At 70.9% G+C, this 17,474-nt stretch carries 16 protein-coding genes; 6 read left to right on the top strand and 10 right to left on the bottom strand.

The window, feature by feature from the left end; genetic code table 11:
* Positions 1–34: 34 nt before the first annotated feature.
* The 6 genes from ACFUN8_RS13715 to ACFUN8_RS13690 form a co-directional block, all read right to left on the bottom strand.
* Complete coding sequence (locus tag ACFUN8_RS13715; RefSeq protein WP_383635606.1) at positions 35–1,078, bottom strand: lytic polysaccharide monooxygenase; 1,044 nt, start codon at positions 1,076–1,078, stop codon at positions 35–37.
* 235 nt (positions 1,079–1,313) lie between these two features.
* Entirely contained in the window at positions 1,314–2,750 is a 1,437-nt protein-coding gene (locus tag ACFUN8_RS13710) for a cellulose binding domain-containing protein (protein WP_383635618.1), read from the bottom strand.
* Positions 2,751–2,798: 48 nt separating this feature from the next.
* On the bottom strand, positions 2,799–4,391 hold the full coding sequence (locus ACFUN8_RS13705) for a beta-N-acetylhexosaminidase (RefSeq protein ID WP_383635602.1): 1,593 nt from the start codon (positions 4,389–4,391) through the stop codon (positions 2,799–2,801).
* A 69-nt stretch (positions 4,392–4,460) separates the two neighbouring features.
* Complete coding sequence (locus ACFUN8_RS13700) at positions 4,461–5,300, bottom strand: carbohydrate ABC transporter permease (protein ID WP_383635599.1); 840 nt, start codon at positions 5,298–5,300, stop codon at positions 4,461–4,463.
* A complete protein-coding gene (locus tag ACFUN8_RS13695; RefSeq protein ID WP_383635596.1) occupies positions 5,297–6,283 on the bottom strand; it encodes a carbohydrate ABC transporter permease in 987 nt (328 codons plus the stop codon). The genes ACFUN8_RS13700 and ACFUN8_RS13695 overlap by 4 nt, the downstream gene beginning before the upstream one ends.
* A gap of 131 nt (positions 6,284–6,414) precedes the next feature.
* Positions 6,415–7,689 carry an extracellular solute-binding protein gene (locus tag ACFUN8_RS13690; RefSeq protein ID WP_383635594.1) on the bottom strand — a complete coding sequence of 425 codons (1,275 nt, stop codon included), beginning with the start codon at positions 7,687–7,689 and terminating at the stop codon, positions 6,415–6,417.
* A gap of 268 nt (positions 7,690–7,957) precedes the next feature.
* Here ACFUN8_RS13690 and ACFUN8_RS13685 point away from each other — a divergent pair, with 268 nt between their 5' ends.
* Positions 7,958–8,803, top strand: coding sequence for a GntR family transcriptional regulator (locus tag ACFUN8_RS13685; protein ID WP_383635591.1), 846 nt, complete (start codon positions 7,958–7,960; stop codon positions 8,801–8,803).
* Between the two features lie 7 nt (positions 8,804–8,810).
* Here ACFUN8_RS13685 and ACFUN8_RS13680 read toward each other — a convergent pair whose 3' ends face one another.
* Positions 8,811–9,950: an abortive phage infection protein gene (locus tag ACFUN8_RS13680; protein ID WP_383635588.1), complete on the bottom strand. Its 1,140-nt coding sequence runs from the start codon at positions 9,948–9,950 to the stop codon at positions 8,811–8,813.
* Positions 9,951–10,136: 186 nt separating this feature from the next.
* Between ACFUN8_RS13680 and ACFUN8_RS13675 the strand changes: the two genes are divergently transcribed.
* Positions 10,137–10,694: an ester cyclase gene (locus ACFUN8_RS13675; protein WP_383635585.1), complete on the top strand. Its 558-nt coding sequence runs from the start codon at positions 10,137–10,139 to the stop codon at positions 10,692–10,694.
* Positions 10,695–10,731: 37 nt separating this feature from the next.
* Here ACFUN8_RS13675 and ACFUN8_RS13670 read toward each other — a convergent pair whose 3' ends face one another.
* Positions 10,732–11,385 (bottom strand): response regulator, encoded by a 654-nt coding sequence (locus ACFUN8_RS13670; RefSeq protein WP_383635615.1) that lies wholly within the window; start codon positions 11,383–11,385, stop codon positions 10,732–10,734.
* 166 nt (positions 11,386–11,551) lie between these two features.
* Between ACFUN8_RS13670 and ACFUN8_RS13665 the strand changes: the two genes are divergently transcribed.
* The 4 genes from ACFUN8_RS13665 (at position 11,552) to ACFUN8_RS13650 (ending at position 15,947) form a co-directional block, all read left to right on the top strand.
* Positions 11,552–12,535 carry a Bug family tripartite tricarboxylate transporter substrate binding protein gene (locus ACFUN8_RS13665; protein WP_383635582.1) on the top strand — a complete coding sequence of 328 codons (984 nt, stop codon included), beginning with the start codon at positions 11,552–11,554 and terminating at the stop codon, positions 12,533–12,535.
* A gap of 80 nt (positions 12,536–12,615) precedes the next feature.
* Positions 12,616–13,137 (top strand): tripartite tricarboxylate transporter TctB family protein, encoded by a 522-nt coding sequence (locus ACFUN8_RS13660; RefSeq protein WP_383635612.1) that lies wholly within the window; start codon positions 12,616–12,618, stop codon positions 13,135–13,137.
* A gap of 3 nt (positions 13,138–13,140) precedes the next feature.
* Entirely contained in the window at positions 13,141–14,655 is a 1,515-nt protein-coding gene (locus ACFUN8_RS13655) for a tripartite tricarboxylate transporter permease (protein ID WP_383635579.1), read from the top strand.
* 155 nt (positions 14,656–14,810) lie between these two features.
* Complete coding sequence (locus ACFUN8_RS13650) at positions 14,811–15,947, top strand: methyltransferase domain-containing protein (protein WP_383635576.1); 1,137 nt, start codon at positions 14,811–14,813, stop codon at positions 15,945–15,947.
* Here ACFUN8_RS13650 and ACFUN8_RS13645 read toward each other — a convergent pair.
* Together ACFUN8_RS13645 and ACFUN8_RS13640 are read right to left on the bottom strand one after the other, a co-directional pair.
* The gene (locus tag ACFUN8_RS13645; protein ID WP_383635573.1) at positions 15,913–16,467 is read right to left on the bottom strand and encodes a DUF402 domain-containing protein; all 555 of its coding nucleotides are present in this window, start codon (positions 16,465–16,467) and stop codon (positions 15,913–15,915) included. The two genes, ACFUN8_RS13650 and ACFUN8_RS13645, sit on opposite strands and share 35 nt — an antisense overlap.
* Positions 16,448–17,368 carry a GNAT family N-acetyltransferase gene (locus ACFUN8_RS13640; protein ID WP_383635570.1) on the bottom strand — a complete coding sequence of 307 codons (921 nt, stop codon included), beginning with the start codon at positions 17,366–17,368 and terminating at the stop codon, positions 16,448–16,450. Before ACFUN8_RS13640 ends, ACFUN8_RS13645 begins: the two co-directional genes overlap by 20 nt.
* Positions 17,369–17,474 lie beyond the last annotated feature (106 nt).

The raw sequence follows: 17,474 nt of genomic DNA, 5'->3' as shown, positions 1-17,474 counted from the left end.
GGTCGTCGGCCCGGAGCCCCGCGGAAGCCGTACGTCAGCGGCTGTGCCGGCCGCCCGCGGGCTGGGCCCTGCGGCGGACCGTACCGAACAGCACGGCCGCGCCCGCGGCGAGGATCGCCGCGCCACCCGCCGCGATGTACGGCGTGGTGCTGTCGCCACCGGTCTCGGCGAGGTTCTCCGAACCACCCGCCGGCTGCTGGGCGGCCGGGCCGGCGTCCTTCGCCTCGGCGCCCTTCGCTTCGGGGGCGTTGGCCTCGGGCGCGGCGGCGGGCTCCTCGTAACCACCGGCGTCCTTCGCGGCGTCCTTCACCTCGGCCGCCCCGTCCTCGTCCGGGCTGTCGCCGCCGTGTCCGTTGTGGTCGACGGTGGACTTGGACGCACCCTCCTCGACATCGGCCTCGGAGGGGGCGGACGCCTCGGGAGCGGCGGCCGAACCGCCGTTGTCGGCGCCGAAGACCACGTCGGAGCAGGTGTAGAACGCCTCGGGGCTGTCCGAGCGCTGCCAGATCGAGTAGATCAGGTGGCGGCCCGACTTGTTGGGGACGATGCCGTTGAAGACGTACGCGCCGTTCTCCAGCTTCGGGTCGGTGACCTTGGCGAACGGCTTGTCCTCCAGGTCGGACCACTTCAGCGGCCGGCCCGCGTCGTAGCCGTCCTTGGTGATGTACAGCTCGAAGGACCCCTTGTGCGGGGCGGTGGCCTTGTAGGTGAAGGTGCGGTTGCCCGCCGTGAACGGCGACGAGGGCCAGTCGCCGCGCGGCAGGTCGAGCCCCTTGTACTTGTCGCGGCCGGCCGAGCAGAGCTTGCCGTCCGGGACGAGCGACCGGTGGTTGCCCGCCGCGTTCGCGATGTTGACCTCGTTCCAGTCGTAGAACGCCTGCGTCCCGCTGGACGCGACCGCCGCCTTGCAGGCGGCCGACCGCGGATTCTCGGGCCCCTCGGCGAAGCAGGCCGACACGCGGCTGACCGGGTTCGTCATCGAGCCGTGGGCGGCGGCCGGGACGGCCGCGAGCCCGACGAGCGCGAGCGGCGCGACGCCCAGCACGACGATTCCGGTGGTCCTACGGCGAGCGGTCATGGATGCGTTCTCCTTCTGAGCGGCACAGGCGAGGGGGAGCGGAGCGGGACGAACTCCCGGTGGCGTGACCTCCGTTGCACACGGCGCCACCGGTGGGCGTCCCGCTCCGGCCCTCAGCAAGCTAGCCCCTCGAAACCCCGGAACGGCCTGCTGGGACGGGGTGAAGAGGATCCTTATGGTCCGCTTAAGGCGACGCTAAGCGAGCGCTGAGACTGAACCGGCCGGACCCGGCCCGTCAGACGTTCGGCACCGTGTCCTCGAACGTCGTGCCCGCCGCCCGGTACCCGTTCACCAGCGTGCCCACCTGGGCCGGGCTGAGGACCTGGTCCTTCACATGCAGCACGTAGTCCACCTGCTGGTCGTACGAGCGCGGCGTGGTGCTGGTCTGGCCCGCCAGATCGATCAGCCACTGGTTGAAGTTGATCGACATCGGCCGCTCCGGCAGATACGCCGCCCCGTGCGTCCCGAAGTGCTGCCCGTCGACGTAGTACGTGATGGCGTCGTTGTCGATGGTCACCACCAGGTCGTGCCAGCCGGCGTAGCTCTGCCGGGCCTCGCTGTGCTGGTTGACGGCCTCCCACGGGTCGGGGCGGTAGGTCTCCCACGAGGTGGTGTAGAGGATGTTGGCGGGCTCGCCCCAGCCGCCGTTCGGCAGATACTCGAAGTCGTACTCCGCGTAGTCGTCCGCCATCGGCGCCTTCAGGTCGTTGATGGTGAAGAACGTCTGGACGAGACGGTCCCCGTCCGGGCCGGACCTGGGCGCGTCGCTGAACTTCACGCGCGCCGCGTACGTCCCGTTGCGGAACTTCATGGACCGGGTGAGGATCTCCGTCTGCTCCGTGGACGCGGCCGTCCCGGCGGTCGAAGTCTCCAGGTTCATCACCGAGTTGCCGCTCTGACTGGCGAACGTGACATTCTCCGGTACCCAGTTGGCGCCGGGCACCCCCGGACCGCCGGAGTTCGCGCGGACGCTCCAGCCGTTCGCGGCGATCCTCGGATCGCTGTGGCCGCTGTAGTTGAAGTCGTCGAACAGGGTGGGCCCCTCGGCCGGATCGGTCGGGTCGGTCGGGTCCGTGGGGTCGGTCGGGCCGTTGCCGCCGGGTGCCTCGCCCCAGACCGTCGCGCCGCCGATGTGCGCCGTGATCCGGGACCAGTCGCCGTACGTGGCGCGCTCCCGGCCGAAGGAGTAGTCGTCGCTCTGCCCCAGCGGCTGCCAGTTCGTCTGATGGAAACGCAGCTGCATGTCGCCGGTGTCCGCGCCGGGGGCCAGGGTGCCCGCCCCCGCCGTGAACGCGATCTCCAGATACCGGTCGGCGGTGGCGGTCGGGTTGGCGGGTGTCCCGAAGGTGCCGGTGATGTTGGCGCAGCCCTTCACGGCCCAGGAGCAGGCGAACCGGTAGGCGGCGGACGCCGAATCGGCCTTGAAGTAGTACCGCACCTTGACGTCGCTCAGCCGTACGGCGGCGCTGCCGTTGTTGCGTACCTTCAGCCAGGGTTCGCTCTGGTCGGCGGTCGCCCCGGCGGCGCTCGTACGGTACTGGACGACGAGCCCGTCGGCCGCCGACGCGGCCCCGGCGGACGCGGGCATCGCCGCCAGCGCCGTACAGCTCAGGGCCACCGTGACAGCGGCGGCGGCCGCCGCGCGGACACGGCTCTTGGTGAGTTTCCTCATGGGACGCATGGGTGTTCCTCTCCGGAACGGTGGTGGGGGAGGGAGGAATTACGGACGGGGTGGCGCCGTACCTGCGGGGATGGTCATGAGGGACCGGGGGGTGAGCGGGCGGTAGGGGACACCGAGGGCGTCCAGCCGGGCGGTGTGCCGGCGCAGCCGCTCGACGAAACCGGCCCAGTCGCTGCGCCCGCCGGACCAGGCGCGGTCGGCGAGGGCGCACAGGCGGGGATAGCTGAGGTACTCGATCCGGTCGGGAGTCTTCACGTACTCGGTCCACAACTGCGCCTGGGTACCGAGGACTTGAGCGGTCTCCTCGGCCTCCCAGTCGCCCGGCACCGGTTCGTTCCCGTGGACCGCGCGCAGCCCGACGGGGTCGCCGGGCTGACCGAGCGGCTCGCACGGCTCGGTGGACTGGGCGTAGTCGAGATAGGTGGCCCGGTGATGCGCGGTCACGACCTGGTGGCCGCGCCGGGCGGCGGCCAGGGCGTGCGCCGGATCGCGCCAGGTCATCACCGTGAAGTCCAGGGGCAGTTCGGTCCCCGTCTCGGCCCAGCCGACGGGCCTGCGGCCCCGCTCCACCAGGAACGCGCCGATGCGGCCCATGAACCAGCCGTGCAGCGCCGCCGGCCCGTCGAGCCCTTCGGCCGCCGCGCGGGCACGCGCCACCGGGCTGTTCTCCCACTCGGTGGTCGGGCACTCCTCGCCGCCGATATGGATGTACGGGGACGGGAAGACGTCCATGACCTCCTCCAGCACCGCCCGGCAGAAGTCGAGGGCCCGGTCGTGGACGCCGAGCACGGTGTCGCAGACGCCCCACCTGGTCCACACGTCGAGCCTTCGCTCCGGGTGGTTGCCCAGCTCGGGGTAGGCGGCGAGGGCCGCGCGCACATGGCCGGGCATCTCGATCTCCGGCACGACGCTCACGCCGCGCTCCGCCGCGTAGCGCACCAGGGAGCGCAGTTCCGCCTTGGTGTACGTCCCCGAGTGCGGGACGCCGTCGAAGCTGTCGCCGCCCTGGCCCGGCGGCCAGGTCATGGACTCGCTCCGGTGGCCGCCGACCGAGGTCAGCCGGGGGTAGGCGTCGACCGGCATGCGCCAGCCCTGGTCGTCCGTGAGATGCAGATGGAGGGTGTTGAGCTTGTGGAACGCGAGCAGGTCCACATATCTGCGCAGATACGACACGGGCTGGAAGTGCCGGGCGACATCCAGCATCGCCCCGCGCCAGGGGTGCGTGGGCACATCGCTGATCTCGACGCAGGGCAGCTCCCAGGAGCCGCCCCGCATTTCGCCCGACAGGGCCTCGGCGGGCAGCAGTTGACGGATCGTCTGGACGCCCCGGAGCAGGCCGGTGGGCTGTGCCGCGCGCAGCAGCAACGCCTGCGGGCCGACGGTGATCCCGTACCCCTCCTCGCCGAGACCGCTGAGGCGCGGGTCGAGCGTCAGCACGATCCGGCCGTCGGGCGAGGCGGTGAGCGGCAGTCCGGTGGCCGGGGTGAGCAGGGTGCGCAGGAGGTCCGACGCCGCCTCTGTGCCGGGCAGTGAGCGCAGGGAGGTGCGCCGGTCGAGGGTGAAACGGCCGGGGCGGGGCGAGACCTTGCGGGGCCGGGGGACGAGGGCGGGTTCGGGGTGTGACGCTGACACGGCGGTGGCCTCCGGGAGTTCGGATCTCGGAAAGGTGCGCGGGGTGGGCCGACGGATGCTCCGCGCGGCTCAGCCCTTCACGGCGCCGGCCGCGAAGCCGGAGGTGACATGGCGCTGGAGCAACAGGAAGATCACCAACGCGGGCAGGGCGAAGAGCGTCGAGGCGGCCATGGTGGCGCCCCAGTCGGTGCCGAACGTGTTCTGGAAGGACGAGAGCCAGACCGGCAGGGTGCGGTTGTCCTGCTCCTTGATGATCAGGAAGTTGGCGTAGGCGAACTCGTTCCACGCGGTGATGAAGCCGAAGAGCGAGGTCGCCATCAGACCGGGCATGAGCAGCGGCAGGGCCACCCGCCGGAACGCGCCCGTCCTGGTGCAGCCGTCGACCTGCGCCGCCTCCTCCAGCTCGGGCGGAATGGTCCCGATGAAGCCCCGGAGCACCACGATCGTGAACGGCAGCGTGATCATGAAGTAGACCAGGGTCAGGGTCGGCAGCCGGTCGAGCATGTTGGTGTCGCGGGAGATGATGTAGATGGGGATGATCAGCGATTCCCAGGGCGCCATCTGGGCGATGAAGACCATCAGCATGAACTGACGCCGGCCCCTCCATCTCATCCGGGCGACGGCGTACGCCGCCCCGAGCGCCACCAGGAGCGACAGCAGCACCGCGCCGAGCGTGACCAGAACACTGTTGCGCCAGAAGAGTTCGAAGCCGTCGGCTCCCACGGCTCGGCGGAAGTGGTCCAGCGTCCAGGTGTCCGGCACCAGTCGCGGATCGGCCGACTGGATGTCCCGGGACGGCTTGAAGGCGGTGGAGATCATCCAGTACACGGGGAACAGGCACACCACGACCGTCACCACGGCGGCGGCGTTCAGCGGGAGCCGGCGGACTCGGGGGCGTAGCAAGGTCATCGTGACTCGTCCTCCTGGCGGAGCATCTGACGGAAGTAGAGGACGAGGACCCCGGACATCAGGACCACGGTGAGCATCGACGCCGCGGAGCCCAGGTCGTAGCGCTGGCTGGAGAGCGCGGTCTGGACCGCGTACACGGGCAGGATCGTCGTGGCGTCGCCCGGCCCGCCGCGGGTCATCACCCAGATCTGGACGAACGCCTTGAACGTCCAGATCACCTCCAGCGAGAACACCAGCAGGAAGATCGGCCGGAGCATCGGGAAGGTGACCGAGCGGAAGATCCGGGCACCCGAGGCCCCGTCCAGCCGGGCCGACTCGTACAGCTCGGTGGGGACGGTGGTGAGCGCCGAGTAGAGGGTGATCGCGGCGAACGGCACGGACTGCCAGACGATCAGCAGGACGAGGATGACGAAGGCGGCGGTCCCGTCGGCGAACCACGGGTAGCGGTCGAACGAGTCGAAGCCCAGCGAGGTGAGGGACCGGTTGACGATGCCGAACTCGGAGTGGAACAGCCACTGGAACACGGTGGTGGCCGCGACGACCGGCATCGCCCAGGCGAGCACCAGCGAGCTGAGGACCACCGTGCGGCCCGCCTTCGCCAGCCGTTCGGTCATCAGCGCGACCAGCGTGGCGAGCACCATGATCAGGACGACGTTGACCGCCATGAAGAGGAAGGTGCGGCCGACCACGTCCCAGAACCGCGGATCGGACAGCAGCGTCCGGTAGTTCCGCAGCCCCACGAACTCGGCGTCCCCGGCGATGAGTTGGCGGAGTCCGAAGTCCTGGAGCGAGATCAGCACGGCCCGTAGCAGCGGGTAGACGAGCAGATAGAGCATGCCGGCGATCGCGGGTGCGATCAGGGCGTACGGCCAGAGGCTGTGCGACGGGCGGGAGCGCCGCCGCTTCGGGGGTCCGGCCGGGGGGCCGGGGGCCGGCCGGTGCTGGGGGGCGCGTGGTGCGGTCCGCTCACGGATGACCGGCACGGCGACTCCTCTCGGTGGAGTACCTCGCGGGGGAGCACTTCTCGCTGGACTCGGTGGCGCGCTTCTCGCCGGGATCTCGCCCGAAGGAGCCAGAAGCCACGAGCCAGAAGCCAGAAGTCAGGAGCAGGGAGTCAGGAGCCGGAGTTGGCGTTCATGGCCCTGGTGATGTCCTGCGACGCCTTCGCCGCCTCCTTCGCGGCGTCTCCGCCGACGAGGACCGCGGTCATGTAGTCCTTGATCGGATTCTCGGCCTCCACCGCGGCCCAGCCGGGGGTGTTGGGCGTCGCGTGCCCGTTCGCCGCGCCGACCGCCATCGCGGCGGCGCCCGGGTCGGCCGCGACGGCGGAGGCCAGCGTGGTCCGGTTCGGCACATAACTCATGGCCACGGCGAGCTTCTTCTGCCAGGCGTCGCCCGTCAGTTCCTTGACGAACGTCAGCGCCTCGTCCGGGGAGCCGGCCGCGGCCGGGATCACCAGGTCGGAGCCGCCGGTGAAGACGGCGCCCGGAGCGGCGGCGGTCTTGCCGGGGATCGGGAAGAAGCCCAGCTTGTCCTTGAGCCGGGCGTTGTTCTCGACGACGGCCTTGGCCAGGCCCGGGGTAGCGAGGATCTGCGCCACCTGCCCCTTCGCCATCACCTCGGCCTGCGGCGGATCGTCCTCGTCGGAGTCCTTCGGGCCCTTGCCGAGCGCCTGGAGCTGTTTGTAGAACTCCATGCCGCGCAGCGCCTCCGGCGTGTCCAGCGCGCCCTTCCACTCGCCGCCGGACTCGGTGGCGAAGTCGCCGCCCTCGTCCCAGATGAAGCCGCCCAGCGCGTACCACAGCTGACCGGGCAGATAAATGCCCTGCGTATCCCCCTTGTTGAGCTTGGTGGTCGCCTCGATCCACTGCTCGCGGGTCTTGATCGCGGCGGCGTCGACGCCCGCCGCCTCGAAGAGATCGGTGCGGTAGACGACGACCCGGTTCGCCGCGTAGTACGGGATGCCGTACTGCTTCCCCTCGTACGCACCCGGCTCGGCGAGACCCTTCAGCCAGTCCCCGCCCTTCAACTCCCCTTCGCTGTCGCTGAGATCGAGCAGGCCGCCGCTCGCCGCGAACTGCGCGACCTGGGTGTTGCCCACCTCGATCACATCGGGCGCGTCGTTGCTGGCGAGGGCGGCGGTGATCCTCTCGCCGATGCCGTCCCACTCCTGGATCTGGACCTTGGCCCGGATCTTCGGGTGCGCGGCCTCGAAACCCTTGACGAACTCCTGTCGGAACGCGTCCGAGACGCTGTCCCGCATCAGCCAGACGTCGACCGTCGTCCGTCCGTCGCCACTCTCGTCGGCGGAGTCGGAGGAGGTACTGCAGGCACTGAGTACGGCGGCCACGACCAGCACGGAGCCACCCGCGAGCAAGCGGTGCTTCACGATTCACCTCGGAGAGAGCAAGACCTGACCACCTGACCAGTGGGGCCCACTGGACAGCTCACCTCTTGATGCTGGATGAAGGTGGCATAGACCAATGAGACCGTCAACCCCCTGTGAAGCAACGGGATTTGGTGATCTCGCCAGGAATTGAGGCGCTGTCACTTCCCGGAGCTGCGGTTACACTTGACCTGACCAGTCAGCCGAGTTGAGGTACTGGTTGGATGAATTGGTAAGCCTGGTAGGTCTGTTGAATCCGGTGGGGGACACCATGGATGCCGAGGTACCCGGGACGGTGCTCAAACGGGAGCGGGCCCGTGACGCCGTCCTGGAGCTGATCGAGTCGCGCAACCCCGGGGACGCCATCCCGTCCGAACGCGCCCTGTGCGCGCTGCTCGAAGTGTCGCGGCCCACCGTGCGCTCGGCGATCGACGAACTGGTGGCCGCGGGGCTGCTCGTCCGCGAACACGGCCGCGGCATGTTCGTCGCTCCCGCGAAGATCACCCAGGAACTGGTCTCCGCGGACCTCACCCTGACCGTGCCGCGGGCGGCGGGCACATGGTCGAGCCGGCTGCTGGAGTTCACCACCCACCAGGCCGGCGCCCGGGTCGGCCGCAAGCTCCGTATGTCACCCGCCGAGGACATCCTCTACGTCGCCCGGCTGCGGCTGGTCGACGGCGCCCCCATGGCGATCGAGCATCTGCATCTGCGGGCCGCGCTCGCCCCCGGCCTGACGGCCCAGGAACTGGAGAGCGGCGATCTCTACGAGCATCTGCGGGACACGCACGGGGTGCACGTCCACGAGGCCGTACAGGCCATCGAGCCGACCGTCGTCACCCGCGCGGAGGCGCGGCTCCTCGACGTACCCGAACTCTCCCCGGCGCTGCTCTTCGAGCGGCTGACCTCGGACACTACCGGCCGCCCCGTCGAGTACGTCCACTCGCTGTACCGGGGCGACCGCTACCGCATCGTCTCCCGGCTCACGCTCGGCCCGGCGGCGGCCGTGCCGGTGCCCGCCGACGGGGACGGGCACCATCCGGGCATCCCGCCGGGCGACTTCGCCCACGGTGACGCCATCACGTCGTCGACCCGGGGGGACATCCAGTCGGGCGGGTGACCCGGGATCACCCCCGCCGGCGGCCGTAGTGGCGCGCCACGGCGTGGAAGGACTCCTTCGGCTCCCAGTGCCAGTCGGAATCCGGGTCGTCCGGATCGTCCTTGAGGGTCTTGGTGAGGCTGTAGCTCGCCATGTCCAGATCGTGGCGCGGGTCGCCCGGGCGGTGCTGCGCGTCGGGCATGACGAGGTGGTAGACCAGCGACGCGTACAGATTCATCGACTCGAAGACGTCGAGCACGTCGCCGAGGTACGCGGCCTGGGTCCGCTCGCTGCGGACCAGGTTCCCCTTGATCTCGCCCTTCTCGTAGTCGACGACGTCCCACCCCATGCCGCCCGCCTCCGGGGCGCCGGCATACGTGCAGGTGCCGCACTCGGTGATCGCGACCGGTTTGCGGTGGCGGAGGTAGGGCGTCAACTCCGCGATGTGGTCGGCCCTGCGCGGGAAGTACGAGTAGTAGTTGACGCTCACGACATCGAACAGGTCCCAGTCGACCCGGTCCTCGTGCGCCGCGCCGTACGTCAGCCGGCCGTGGAAGACGGACCGGCCGACCTTCGCCGCGCGAGCGATGAAGGCGGTCAGCCGACGCCGCGCCAACTGCCGGTCGTAGGTGCCCGCGAGGAGGTTCTTGATCCGCTCCAGGGCGTCGGCGCCCGGCACGATGCCGGGCACGTACAGCACGAACTCGCAGCCGACGCTGAGATGGACGTCGGCTCCCTGGCGGCGCAGCCGCTCGGCGTGCTCGCCGGTCTCCGCCAGATGGTCCAGGATCTCCCGCTCGGGGCGGTCGCCGAGGCGCGGCTGGAGCCAGACGTTCAGCCCGCGCTCCGCCGCCTCCGCCGCGGTGGCCCCCAGCCGTTCGACGCCGTCGCCGAAGACGGAGACGGTGTCGGCGTGCAGGTCGTCCCTGATGGCCCGCATGTCCGCGCGCATCCGGCCGGCGTGCCAGCCGGTCGCCGGGCTCTCACCCGTCATGACCTCGTACATGACCCCCCGATGCGTCACACCGGCGCCGGGCCGGCCACGCCGGGGCGCCGGCTCCTCCACGGCCCGCGCCCGCCCCGCCGCGAACGCCCCCGCCACGCCCGCGACTCCGACGGCCGCCGCCCCGCCCAGAAACTGCGCCCGGTTGATCCCGTTGCCCCGCACCGCGCCTCCCCGTGTTCCTTGTGTGTGCGCACCACTGTGCCGAGCGCGGGGCCGCCGGGGCCTCGGCCGAAGGTCTACCGCGGGGTGACCTTGGTACCGGTGCGGTGCGACGAGGGTCGGCCCCTTCCCTGGCACACTCCACGCCCGGGACAACCCCGTTCCGCGAGTGAAAAGAGAGACCCCGCGATGGACTCCTTCGAAGTGGCCGCAGCCCTGTTCCGCGTACTGGAGACAGGCGACGCGGCCCTGGCGGGGCGGGTGGTCGCCGCCGACAACCACAACCGCGAGGCCGCTGTCTCGCCCGCCGCCTGCTCGATTCCGGGACCCGCCGGGACGCTGGCGTCCGGGGCGTGGATGCGGTCCGCGTTCAGCGAACTGCGGTTCCCCGTCACCGACTCGGCGTCGAAGGACGACAAGGTGTGGCTCCTGCTGCGGATGCGCGGCACGCACACGGGCCCGTTCGTACGCTTCCGGAACGGCGGGCTCGACCGGGCGATCCCGCCCACGGGGCGCGAGATCGACTTCGAGCAGCTGCATGTGGTGACGGTGCGGGACGGCGAGGTCGTGCGTCACGAGGCGCTCAGGGACGACCTCACGATGCTGGGCCAGCTCGGGGTCTTCCCGCCGAGCCCCTCGGTGATGGGGCGCGTGGTCACCTGGCGCCTCACCGGCCGGGCGAAGAAGGCCGCCGACGAGGTGACCGCGCTGTCGGCGGCGGCAGCCGCGTCCTTCACCGACGCGTAGCCGGGCGGGGCCCCGTCACCCGGACGGGCGGGGCCCCTCACCCCACCCAGCGGTAGCGCCGCTCCGGGCGGCCCGTTCCGCCGTACCGGAGTGTGACCTCCGCGCGGCCCGTGTCGGCGAAGTACTCCAGATAGCGCCGCGCGCTCACCCGCGACAGCGCCCCCTCGTCCGCGCACTGCGTCGCCGAAAGCCCCTCCGCGTGGCGGCGCAGCGTGCGCTCGACCAGCTCCGCCGTGTGCGCGGCCAGCCCCTTCGGCAGCTCACGGGAGCCCGGCGGGCGCGTACCGAAGATCTGGTCGACGTCCTCCTGGCGCGCCTCGCCCAGCCGGTCCAGCCGGGTCCGCAGCGACGCCACGTGCCGTAGCTGCTCCTGGAGCGCCGACTGGCTGAACGGCTTGATCAGATAGTGCAGCGCCCCCGCCCGCAGCGCCGCGCGGATGACGCCAGCGTCCCGCGCCGCCGTGATGAACAGGGCGTCCACGCTCGTACGGGTCGCGTCCCGCTCCTCCGCCGCCCGCAGCTCGCGCAGCACGGCTATCCCGTCCATGTCGGGCAGATAGATATCGAGAAGTACCAGGTCAGGTCGGTTCCGCTCCGCCGCGCGCAGCGCTTCGGCACCGCTGTGCGCCACACCGACGACCTCAAAACCGTCCATAGCGGACACATAGCGGCTGTGCAGTTTCGCGACCATGAAGTCGTCGTCCACCACCAGCACTTTTGTCACGCCGTCACGCTAAGCCGCGACCGCAACGACCACAACGTCCGTTGATTCCGGAAGAGAGACAGCTTCTTAACGCGGAGGCAACATGTGGGCCACCTCACTGCCCTACGACTTGCTTCCCTGAAAGGCGGCACACGTGCGATTCCGCACTCCCCTCGCCCTCCTCGGGGCCGCGCTGCTGGTGCTGGTGGGTCCGCCGCTGCTTTCCGTGGGCAGTGGCGGCGACACCGGTACACAGATACCCGGCCTGCGCTTCATGGTCCCGAACACACCGGGCGGCGGTTACGACATCACCGCCCGCACCATGGCCAAGAACGCCGAGGACGCCGAACTCAACCACAATATCGAGGTCTTCAACCTGCCGGGAGCCGGCGGCACCGTCGGTCTCGCCCGCGCCGTCAGCGAGCACGGCAACGGCAAGCTCGCGGTCTCCATGGGCCTCGGCGTCGTCGGCGCCGTACGGACCAACAACTCGCACGAGACCCTCGCAGACACGACGCCGATCGCCCGCATCAGCGAGGAGACCGACATCGTCGTCGTCGGCAAGGACTCCCCGTACAAGACGATCGACGACCTGCTCACGGCATGGAAGAAGGACCCGGCCAAGCTGCCCGTCGGCGGCGGTTCGTCGCCCGGCGGACCCGACCACCTCGCGCCCATGCTGATGGCGCGGGCCGCCGGGATCGCGCCGAAGACCGTCAACTACGTCCCCTTCGACGGCGGCGGCGAACTCCTCGCCTCCATCCTCGGTAACAAGGTCGCCTTCGGCGTCTCCGGTCTCGGTGAGTACCGCGACCAGATCGAGGCGGGCGAGCTGCGCCTGCTGGCCGTCACCGGCCCCGAGCGGACCCCCGGCATGGACGCGCCCACCCTCCGCGAGGCGGGTCTGGACACCGACTTCACCAACTGGCGCGGCGTCGTCGCGCCGCCCGGACTCTCCGACGCCGAGCGCGACAAGCTCATCGCCTTCTTCGAGGAGCTGCACGCCTCACCTCAGTGGAAGGACTCGCTGAAGAAGAACGGCTGGGACGACGCCTTCCTCACCGGTGAGAAATTCGGCGACTTCCTCGCCGCCGAGGACAAGCGCGTGGAATCCGTCCTGAAGGAGCTCGGACTGTGACCACCCACCCGAACACCCCTCCCAACACGCCTCCCGGCACCCCGCCCGGCACGCCTCCCAAGGAGGAGACCTCCGGGCCCGTGACCCCCGGGACCCCCGCGTCCCGCGGCACCTCCTGGCTGCGCGAGCACTCCGAACTCGGCGTCGGCCTCATGCTGCTCGTCCTCGGCATCCTCGTCCTCACCGATGCCCTGACCATGGACGTCGACATCACCCAGCGCGGCCCGGTCGGCCCCAAGACCGTGCCGATCGTCGTCGGCATCGGTCTGCTCGTCGTCGCCGTGCTCCTCAGCCTCGACGTCCTGCGCGGCGGCCGGGGCGAGGCCGAGGGCGGCGAGGACATCGACCTCACCGAACCGAGCGACTGGCGCACCGTGCTGCTGCTCGCCGGGGTCTTCCTCGGCAACGCCGTACTCATCGGCCCCCTCGGCTTCCCCATCTCCGGGGCGCTGCTCTTCTGGGGCTCCGCGTACGCGCTCGGCAGCCGCCACCTCCAGCGCGATCCGCTCATCGCGGCGGGCCTCTCCCTCGTCACCTACTTCATCTTCAACAACCTGCTCGGTGTCCCCCTCCCCGGTGGCCCCCTGATGGGAGTGATCTAGACCATGGACTCCCTCAACTCCCTGATCGACGGCTTCGGTACGGCGCTCACGCCGATCAACCTGCTCTGGGCCGCGATCGGCGTGCTGCTCGGCACCGCGATCGGCGTCCTGCCCGGCATCGGCCCGGCCATGGCCGTCGCCCTGCTGCTTCCCGTCACCTACGGCCTGGAGCCGACCGGCGCGTTCATCATGTTCGCCGGCATCTACTACGGCGCCATGTTCGGCGGCTCCACCACCTCGATCCTGCTCAACACCCCCGGTGAGAGCGCGGCGGTCGTCGCCGCCATCGAGGGCAACCCGATGGCCAAGGCGGGACGCGGCGCGCAAGCGCTCGCCGCGGCGGCGGGCGGCCACTTCGTCGGCGGCATGATCGGCACGATCCTGCTGGTCCTCCTCGCCCCGACCGTCGCCTCCCTCGCCGTCGACATCGGCGCGCCCGACTACTTCGCCATCATGGTGCTGGCGTTCATCGCCGTCACCTCGGTCCTCGGCTCGTCCCGGATCCGCGGACTCGCCTCGCTGCTCATCGGCCTCACCATCGGCCTGGTCGGCCTGGACCAGATGACCGGTCAGCAGCGCCTCACCTTCGGCACGCTCCAACTCGCGGACGGCATCGACGTCGTGATCGTCGCCGTCGGTCTCTTCGCGATCGGCGAGGCCCTGTGGGTCGCCGCGCACCTGCGCCGCTCCTCGGGCGAGCCGGTCCCGGTCGGCCGCCCGTGGCTGGGCAAGGACGACGTACGGCGCACCTGGAAGCCGTGGCTGCGCGGGCCGCTCATCGGCTTCCCGTTCGGCGCGATCCCGGCCGGCGGCGCGGAGATCCCCACCTTCCTCAGTTACGTCACCGAGAAGCGGCTGTCCAAGCACAAGAAGGAGTTCGGCAAGGGCGCCATCGAGGGTGTCGCCGGACCCGAGTCGGCCGCGTCCGCGTCGGCCGCCGGAACGCTCGTGTCGATGCTGACCCTCGGACTGCCGACGACCGCCGTCGCCGCCGTGATGCTGGCCGCGTTCCAGCAGTACGGCATCCAGCCCGGACCGCTGCTGTTCGAGCGGGAGTCGGAGCTGGTGTGGGGCCTGATCGCGTCGCTGTTCGTCGGCATGGTGCTGCTGCTGGCACTGAACCTGCCGCTCGCCCCGGTGTGGGTGAAGCTGCTGCGCATCCCACGCCCCTACCTCTACGCGGGCATCCTCTTCTTCGCCGCCGTCGGCGCGTACGCGGTCGGCGGAGAGGCGCTCGACCTGGTGATCCTGCTGATCATCGGCCTGATCGGGTTCGGCATGCGGCGCTACGGTCTGCCGGTGCTGCCGGCCGTCATCGGTGTCATCCTCGGCCCGGCCGCCGAGCAGCAGATGCGCAGGGCGCTCCAGATCAGCGACGGAAGTGTCTCCGGCCTGATCGACACGCCCTTCTCGGTGACCGTCTACGCGGTGATCGTGCTGATCGTCTGCTGGCCCCTGGTGCGCAAGCTGCTGCCCGCCCGCCGGAAGAAGGACGAGGAGCCCAAGGTCCCGGCGTAGTCGGCCTGTCGGGCCGCGGCCGTCCCCCTCGTGGACAGCCGCGGCCCTTCCGGCGATCACGGCCCTTTCCACGATTGAGGACGAACCGGTCCCGCCCGCCCGTGACCGAGCGCCCTCCGGTCCGCACTGTCGGTGGCGGATGCGACCATCGTCGTATGACCGCGATCGACTGGGACGACGCCGCAGACTCCTTCGACGAGGAGCCCGACCACGGGCTGCTCGACCCGTCCGTGCGCAAGGCGTGGGCCGCCAAGCTCACCGGCTGGCTGCCCGCGGAGCCTTCCCGGGTGCTCGACCTCGGCTGCGGCACCGGCAGCCTCGCCCTTCTCGCCACCGAACAGGGCCATCGCGTCACCGCGGTCGACCTCTCGCCGCGCATGGTCGGACTCGCCAGGGCCAAGCTGTCGGGCACGGACACGGAGGTGCTGGTCGGTGACGCCGCCCGACCGCCCGTGGGGGAGCGGACGTTCGACGTGATCATGGCCCGTCATGTCCTCTGGCTGCTGCCCGATCCGGACCGGGCCCTGGCCCACTGGCTGTCGCTGCTGCGGCCCGGCGGGCGGCTGATGCTGATCGAAGGCGTCTGGGCCGGCGCCGGACTGCCGGCGACCCGCGTCACGATGTCCGTCGCCCCGCTCGTCGAGCGCGTCCAGCACGAGCACCTCTCGGCCGACGCCGCGCTCTGGGGCCGCGCCGTCGACGACGAGCGGTACGCGTTGATCGCCCACGCCGCGCAGAGCCGTCGCCACACGGAAGTGGTCGACGTCCATCTGATCCTGCGCAGGGGCGACGAGGTGCTGCTCGCCCGCCGGTCCGGCACGGGCTACGGGGACGACCTGCTGAACGCCCCGGCGGGCCATGTCGAGGACGGCGAGGACGTCCGCGCCGCGATGATCCGCGAGGCGGCCGAGGAGATCGGCGCCGCACTGGACCCCGAGGACGTGCGTACGGCTCTGGTCATGCACCACCGGGGCCCCGGCGGACGCCCGCGCACCGGCTGGTTCTTCGAGGTGCGGTACGAGACGGACCAGGCGTCCTGGGAGCCGTACAACCGGGAGCCGGAGAAGTGCTCCGGCCTCTCCTGGCACCCGCTCTCCGCACTCCCGGACGACATGGTCGCGTACTGCCGCGCGGGTCTGGAGGCGTACCGGGCGGGGGAGCGCTTCGTCATCCACTGGCACGAGGACACCGACGCGATCGCCCACGACCCGGACGGCATATCGCGCGCGGTCCCGCTGGCCAGGACGGACCGGGGCGCTACGACGGGAGGGGCCGACCCAGCAGGGTTGTGAACGCGCCCTCGCGTACGAGGAGTTCCAGCTCGTCCAGCGCGCGGCGCGCCGCGTCGGCCGCCACCGGGTCGCGGTCGGCGAGACCGCTCTCCGCGAACTCGTCCTCGTCGAGCCGCAGGACCGTCCCGCCGTCGGCCGACGCCCAGAGATCGAGGTCCAGGTCCTCGACCAGCAGCTCGTAGCGGAGTTCACCGGGCCCGCGGCCGTGCACGACCGTCGGCCGTGTGACGTCGCAGTACCAGCCCTTGAGCGTGCCGTCGCCGGTACGGACCTCCTTCACCGCGTACCACCGGTCGCGCCAGTAGTGCTCGGTGAAGACGTCGCCCGGCTCGAAGCGTACGAAGCCGAAGTCCCGTACGCCGGGGGCCGCCCAGGGCGCGCGCACCACCAGGTGGGTGCCGTCGTCGGCGAGCAGGGCGGCGGGGTAGCGGATCTTCGTACGGCCCGCCTTCACCAGGCGCACCTCCACCCGGACCCCGTCGGCGGTGCCCGGCCCGGCGTCAGGAGAGCTTGCGGACATGGCGTACCTCCGAGGCGCAGATCTCGTAGCCGAACCAGGTGTTGATCGCCAGCATCGGCCCGTTGCCCGCGTCGTTGTTGGTGAACGCGTCCGTGTAACCGGCCGCGCGGGCGCGGCGCAGGGAGTCGACCTTGGCGGCCTTGGCCAGCCCCCGGCCGCGATGGTCGCGCAGCGTGCCCGTCATGGCCGACAGATAGCTGGTGGCGCCGTCCGTGTGGGCGGCGGTGAAGGCCGCGATCCGGCCGTCGGTGACCACGAGGGTGCTGAGTTCGTGGTCCAGACAGGGGTGGCGCCAGGTGTGGTTCAGCCAGTCCTCGTAGTCGTCGAGGTTGATGCTGATGTCACCCGGTTCGTCCGACGTGGCCTCGGCGTCGGCCTCGAACACCGGCCGCGGGTCGCCGGCGAAGTCCGCCGCCGTCGCCAGCGTGTACCCGGCGGGGAGTTCCGGGGGCTCGGGCAGCGTGCCTCCCGCCAGGTCCAGCCGCTGGAAGTGCGCGGTACGCAGCGGTGAGTAGCCCCGGCGTTCGGCGAAGGCGAGGCTCGCCGGGACATCGTTGACCCAGCTGAAGAAGGTGGTCGCGCCCTCGGCGGCGAGGTGTTCCTCGGCGGCCCGCAGGATCGCCGATCCGACGCCCTTGCCGGTGTGGTCGGGGTGCACATGGGGGTTGAGCCGCGCGACCCCCGGTTCGTCGCTGTCGTACGCGAGCGCGACATGCGAGGTGCCGACGACCTCCCCGTCGTACTCGGCGACCAGCATCCGGTACTTCGAGTCCGGGTGGGCGTTTCGCACGGCGAAGTGCAGGGCCTCCTCGGTCGTGATGGCGGCCTGCACGGAGGCACGCCGGACACGGACGACGGCGGCGGCGTCCTCGGGGCGGAAGTCACGAACGATCACGGTCATGGGGCGGCACGCTACGCGGGCCCGGCGCGGGGACGCCTCTTATTTTTCCGCCCCCGGAACGCGGGGCGCCAACACGGGGGCCGAACGCGGGGGATGGGGGACAATC

The sequence above is a fragment of the Streptomyces sp. NPDC057307 genome (genome assembly GCF_042667665.1).
Classification (GTDB): Bacteria; Actinomycetota; Actinomycetes; order Streptomycetales; family Streptomycetaceae; genus Streptomyces.
Note: the sequence above shows the minus strand (reverse complement) of the source record. Positions and strands in the feature narration are given on the sequence as shown.

Bases quoted from the DNA above. Each gene is read 5' to 3' on its own strand.
- ACFUN8_RS13715 (WP_383635606.1), bottom strand. From the start codon at position 1,078: ATGACCGCTCGCCGTAGGACCACCGGAATCGTCGTGCTGGGCGTCGCG.
- ACFUN8_RS13670 (WP_383635615.1), bottom strand. From the start codon at position 11,385: ATGGTCGCGAAACTGCACAGCCGCTATGTGTCCGCTATGGACGGTTTT.
- ACFUN8_RS13645 (WP_383635573.1), bottom strand. From the start codon at position 16,467: ATGTCCGCAAGCTCTCCTGACGCCGGGCCGGGCACCGCCGACGGGGTC.
- ACFUN8_RS13675 (WP_383635585.1), top strand. From the start codon at position 10,137: ATGGACTCCTTCGAAGTGGCCGCAGCCCTGTTCCGCGTACTGGAGACA.
- ACFUN8_RS13655 (WP_383635579.1), top strand. From the start codon at position 13,141: ATGGACTCCCTCAACTCCCTGATCGACGGCTTCGGTACGGCGCTCACG.
- ACFUN8_RS13710 (WP_383635618.1), bottom strand. From the start codon at position 2,750: ATGAGGAAACTCACCAAGAGCCGTGTCCGCGCGGCGGCCGCCGCCGCT.
- ACFUN8_RS13685 (WP_383635591.1), top strand. From the start codon at position 7,958: ATGGATGCCGAGGTACCCGGGACGGTGCTCAAACGGGAGCGGGCCCGT.
- ACFUN8_RS13640 (WP_383635570.1), bottom strand. From the start codon at position 17,368: ATGACCGTGATCGTTCGTGACTTCCGCCCCGAGGACGCCGCCGCCGTC.
- ACFUN8_RS13700 (WP_383635599.1), bottom strand. From the start codon at position 5,300: ATGACCTTGCTACGCCCCCGAGTCCGCCGGCTCCCGCTGAACGCCGCC.
- ACFUN8_RS13650 (WP_383635576.1), top strand. From the start codon at position 14,811: ATGACCGCGATCGACTGGGACGACGCCGCAGACTCCTTCGACGAGGAG.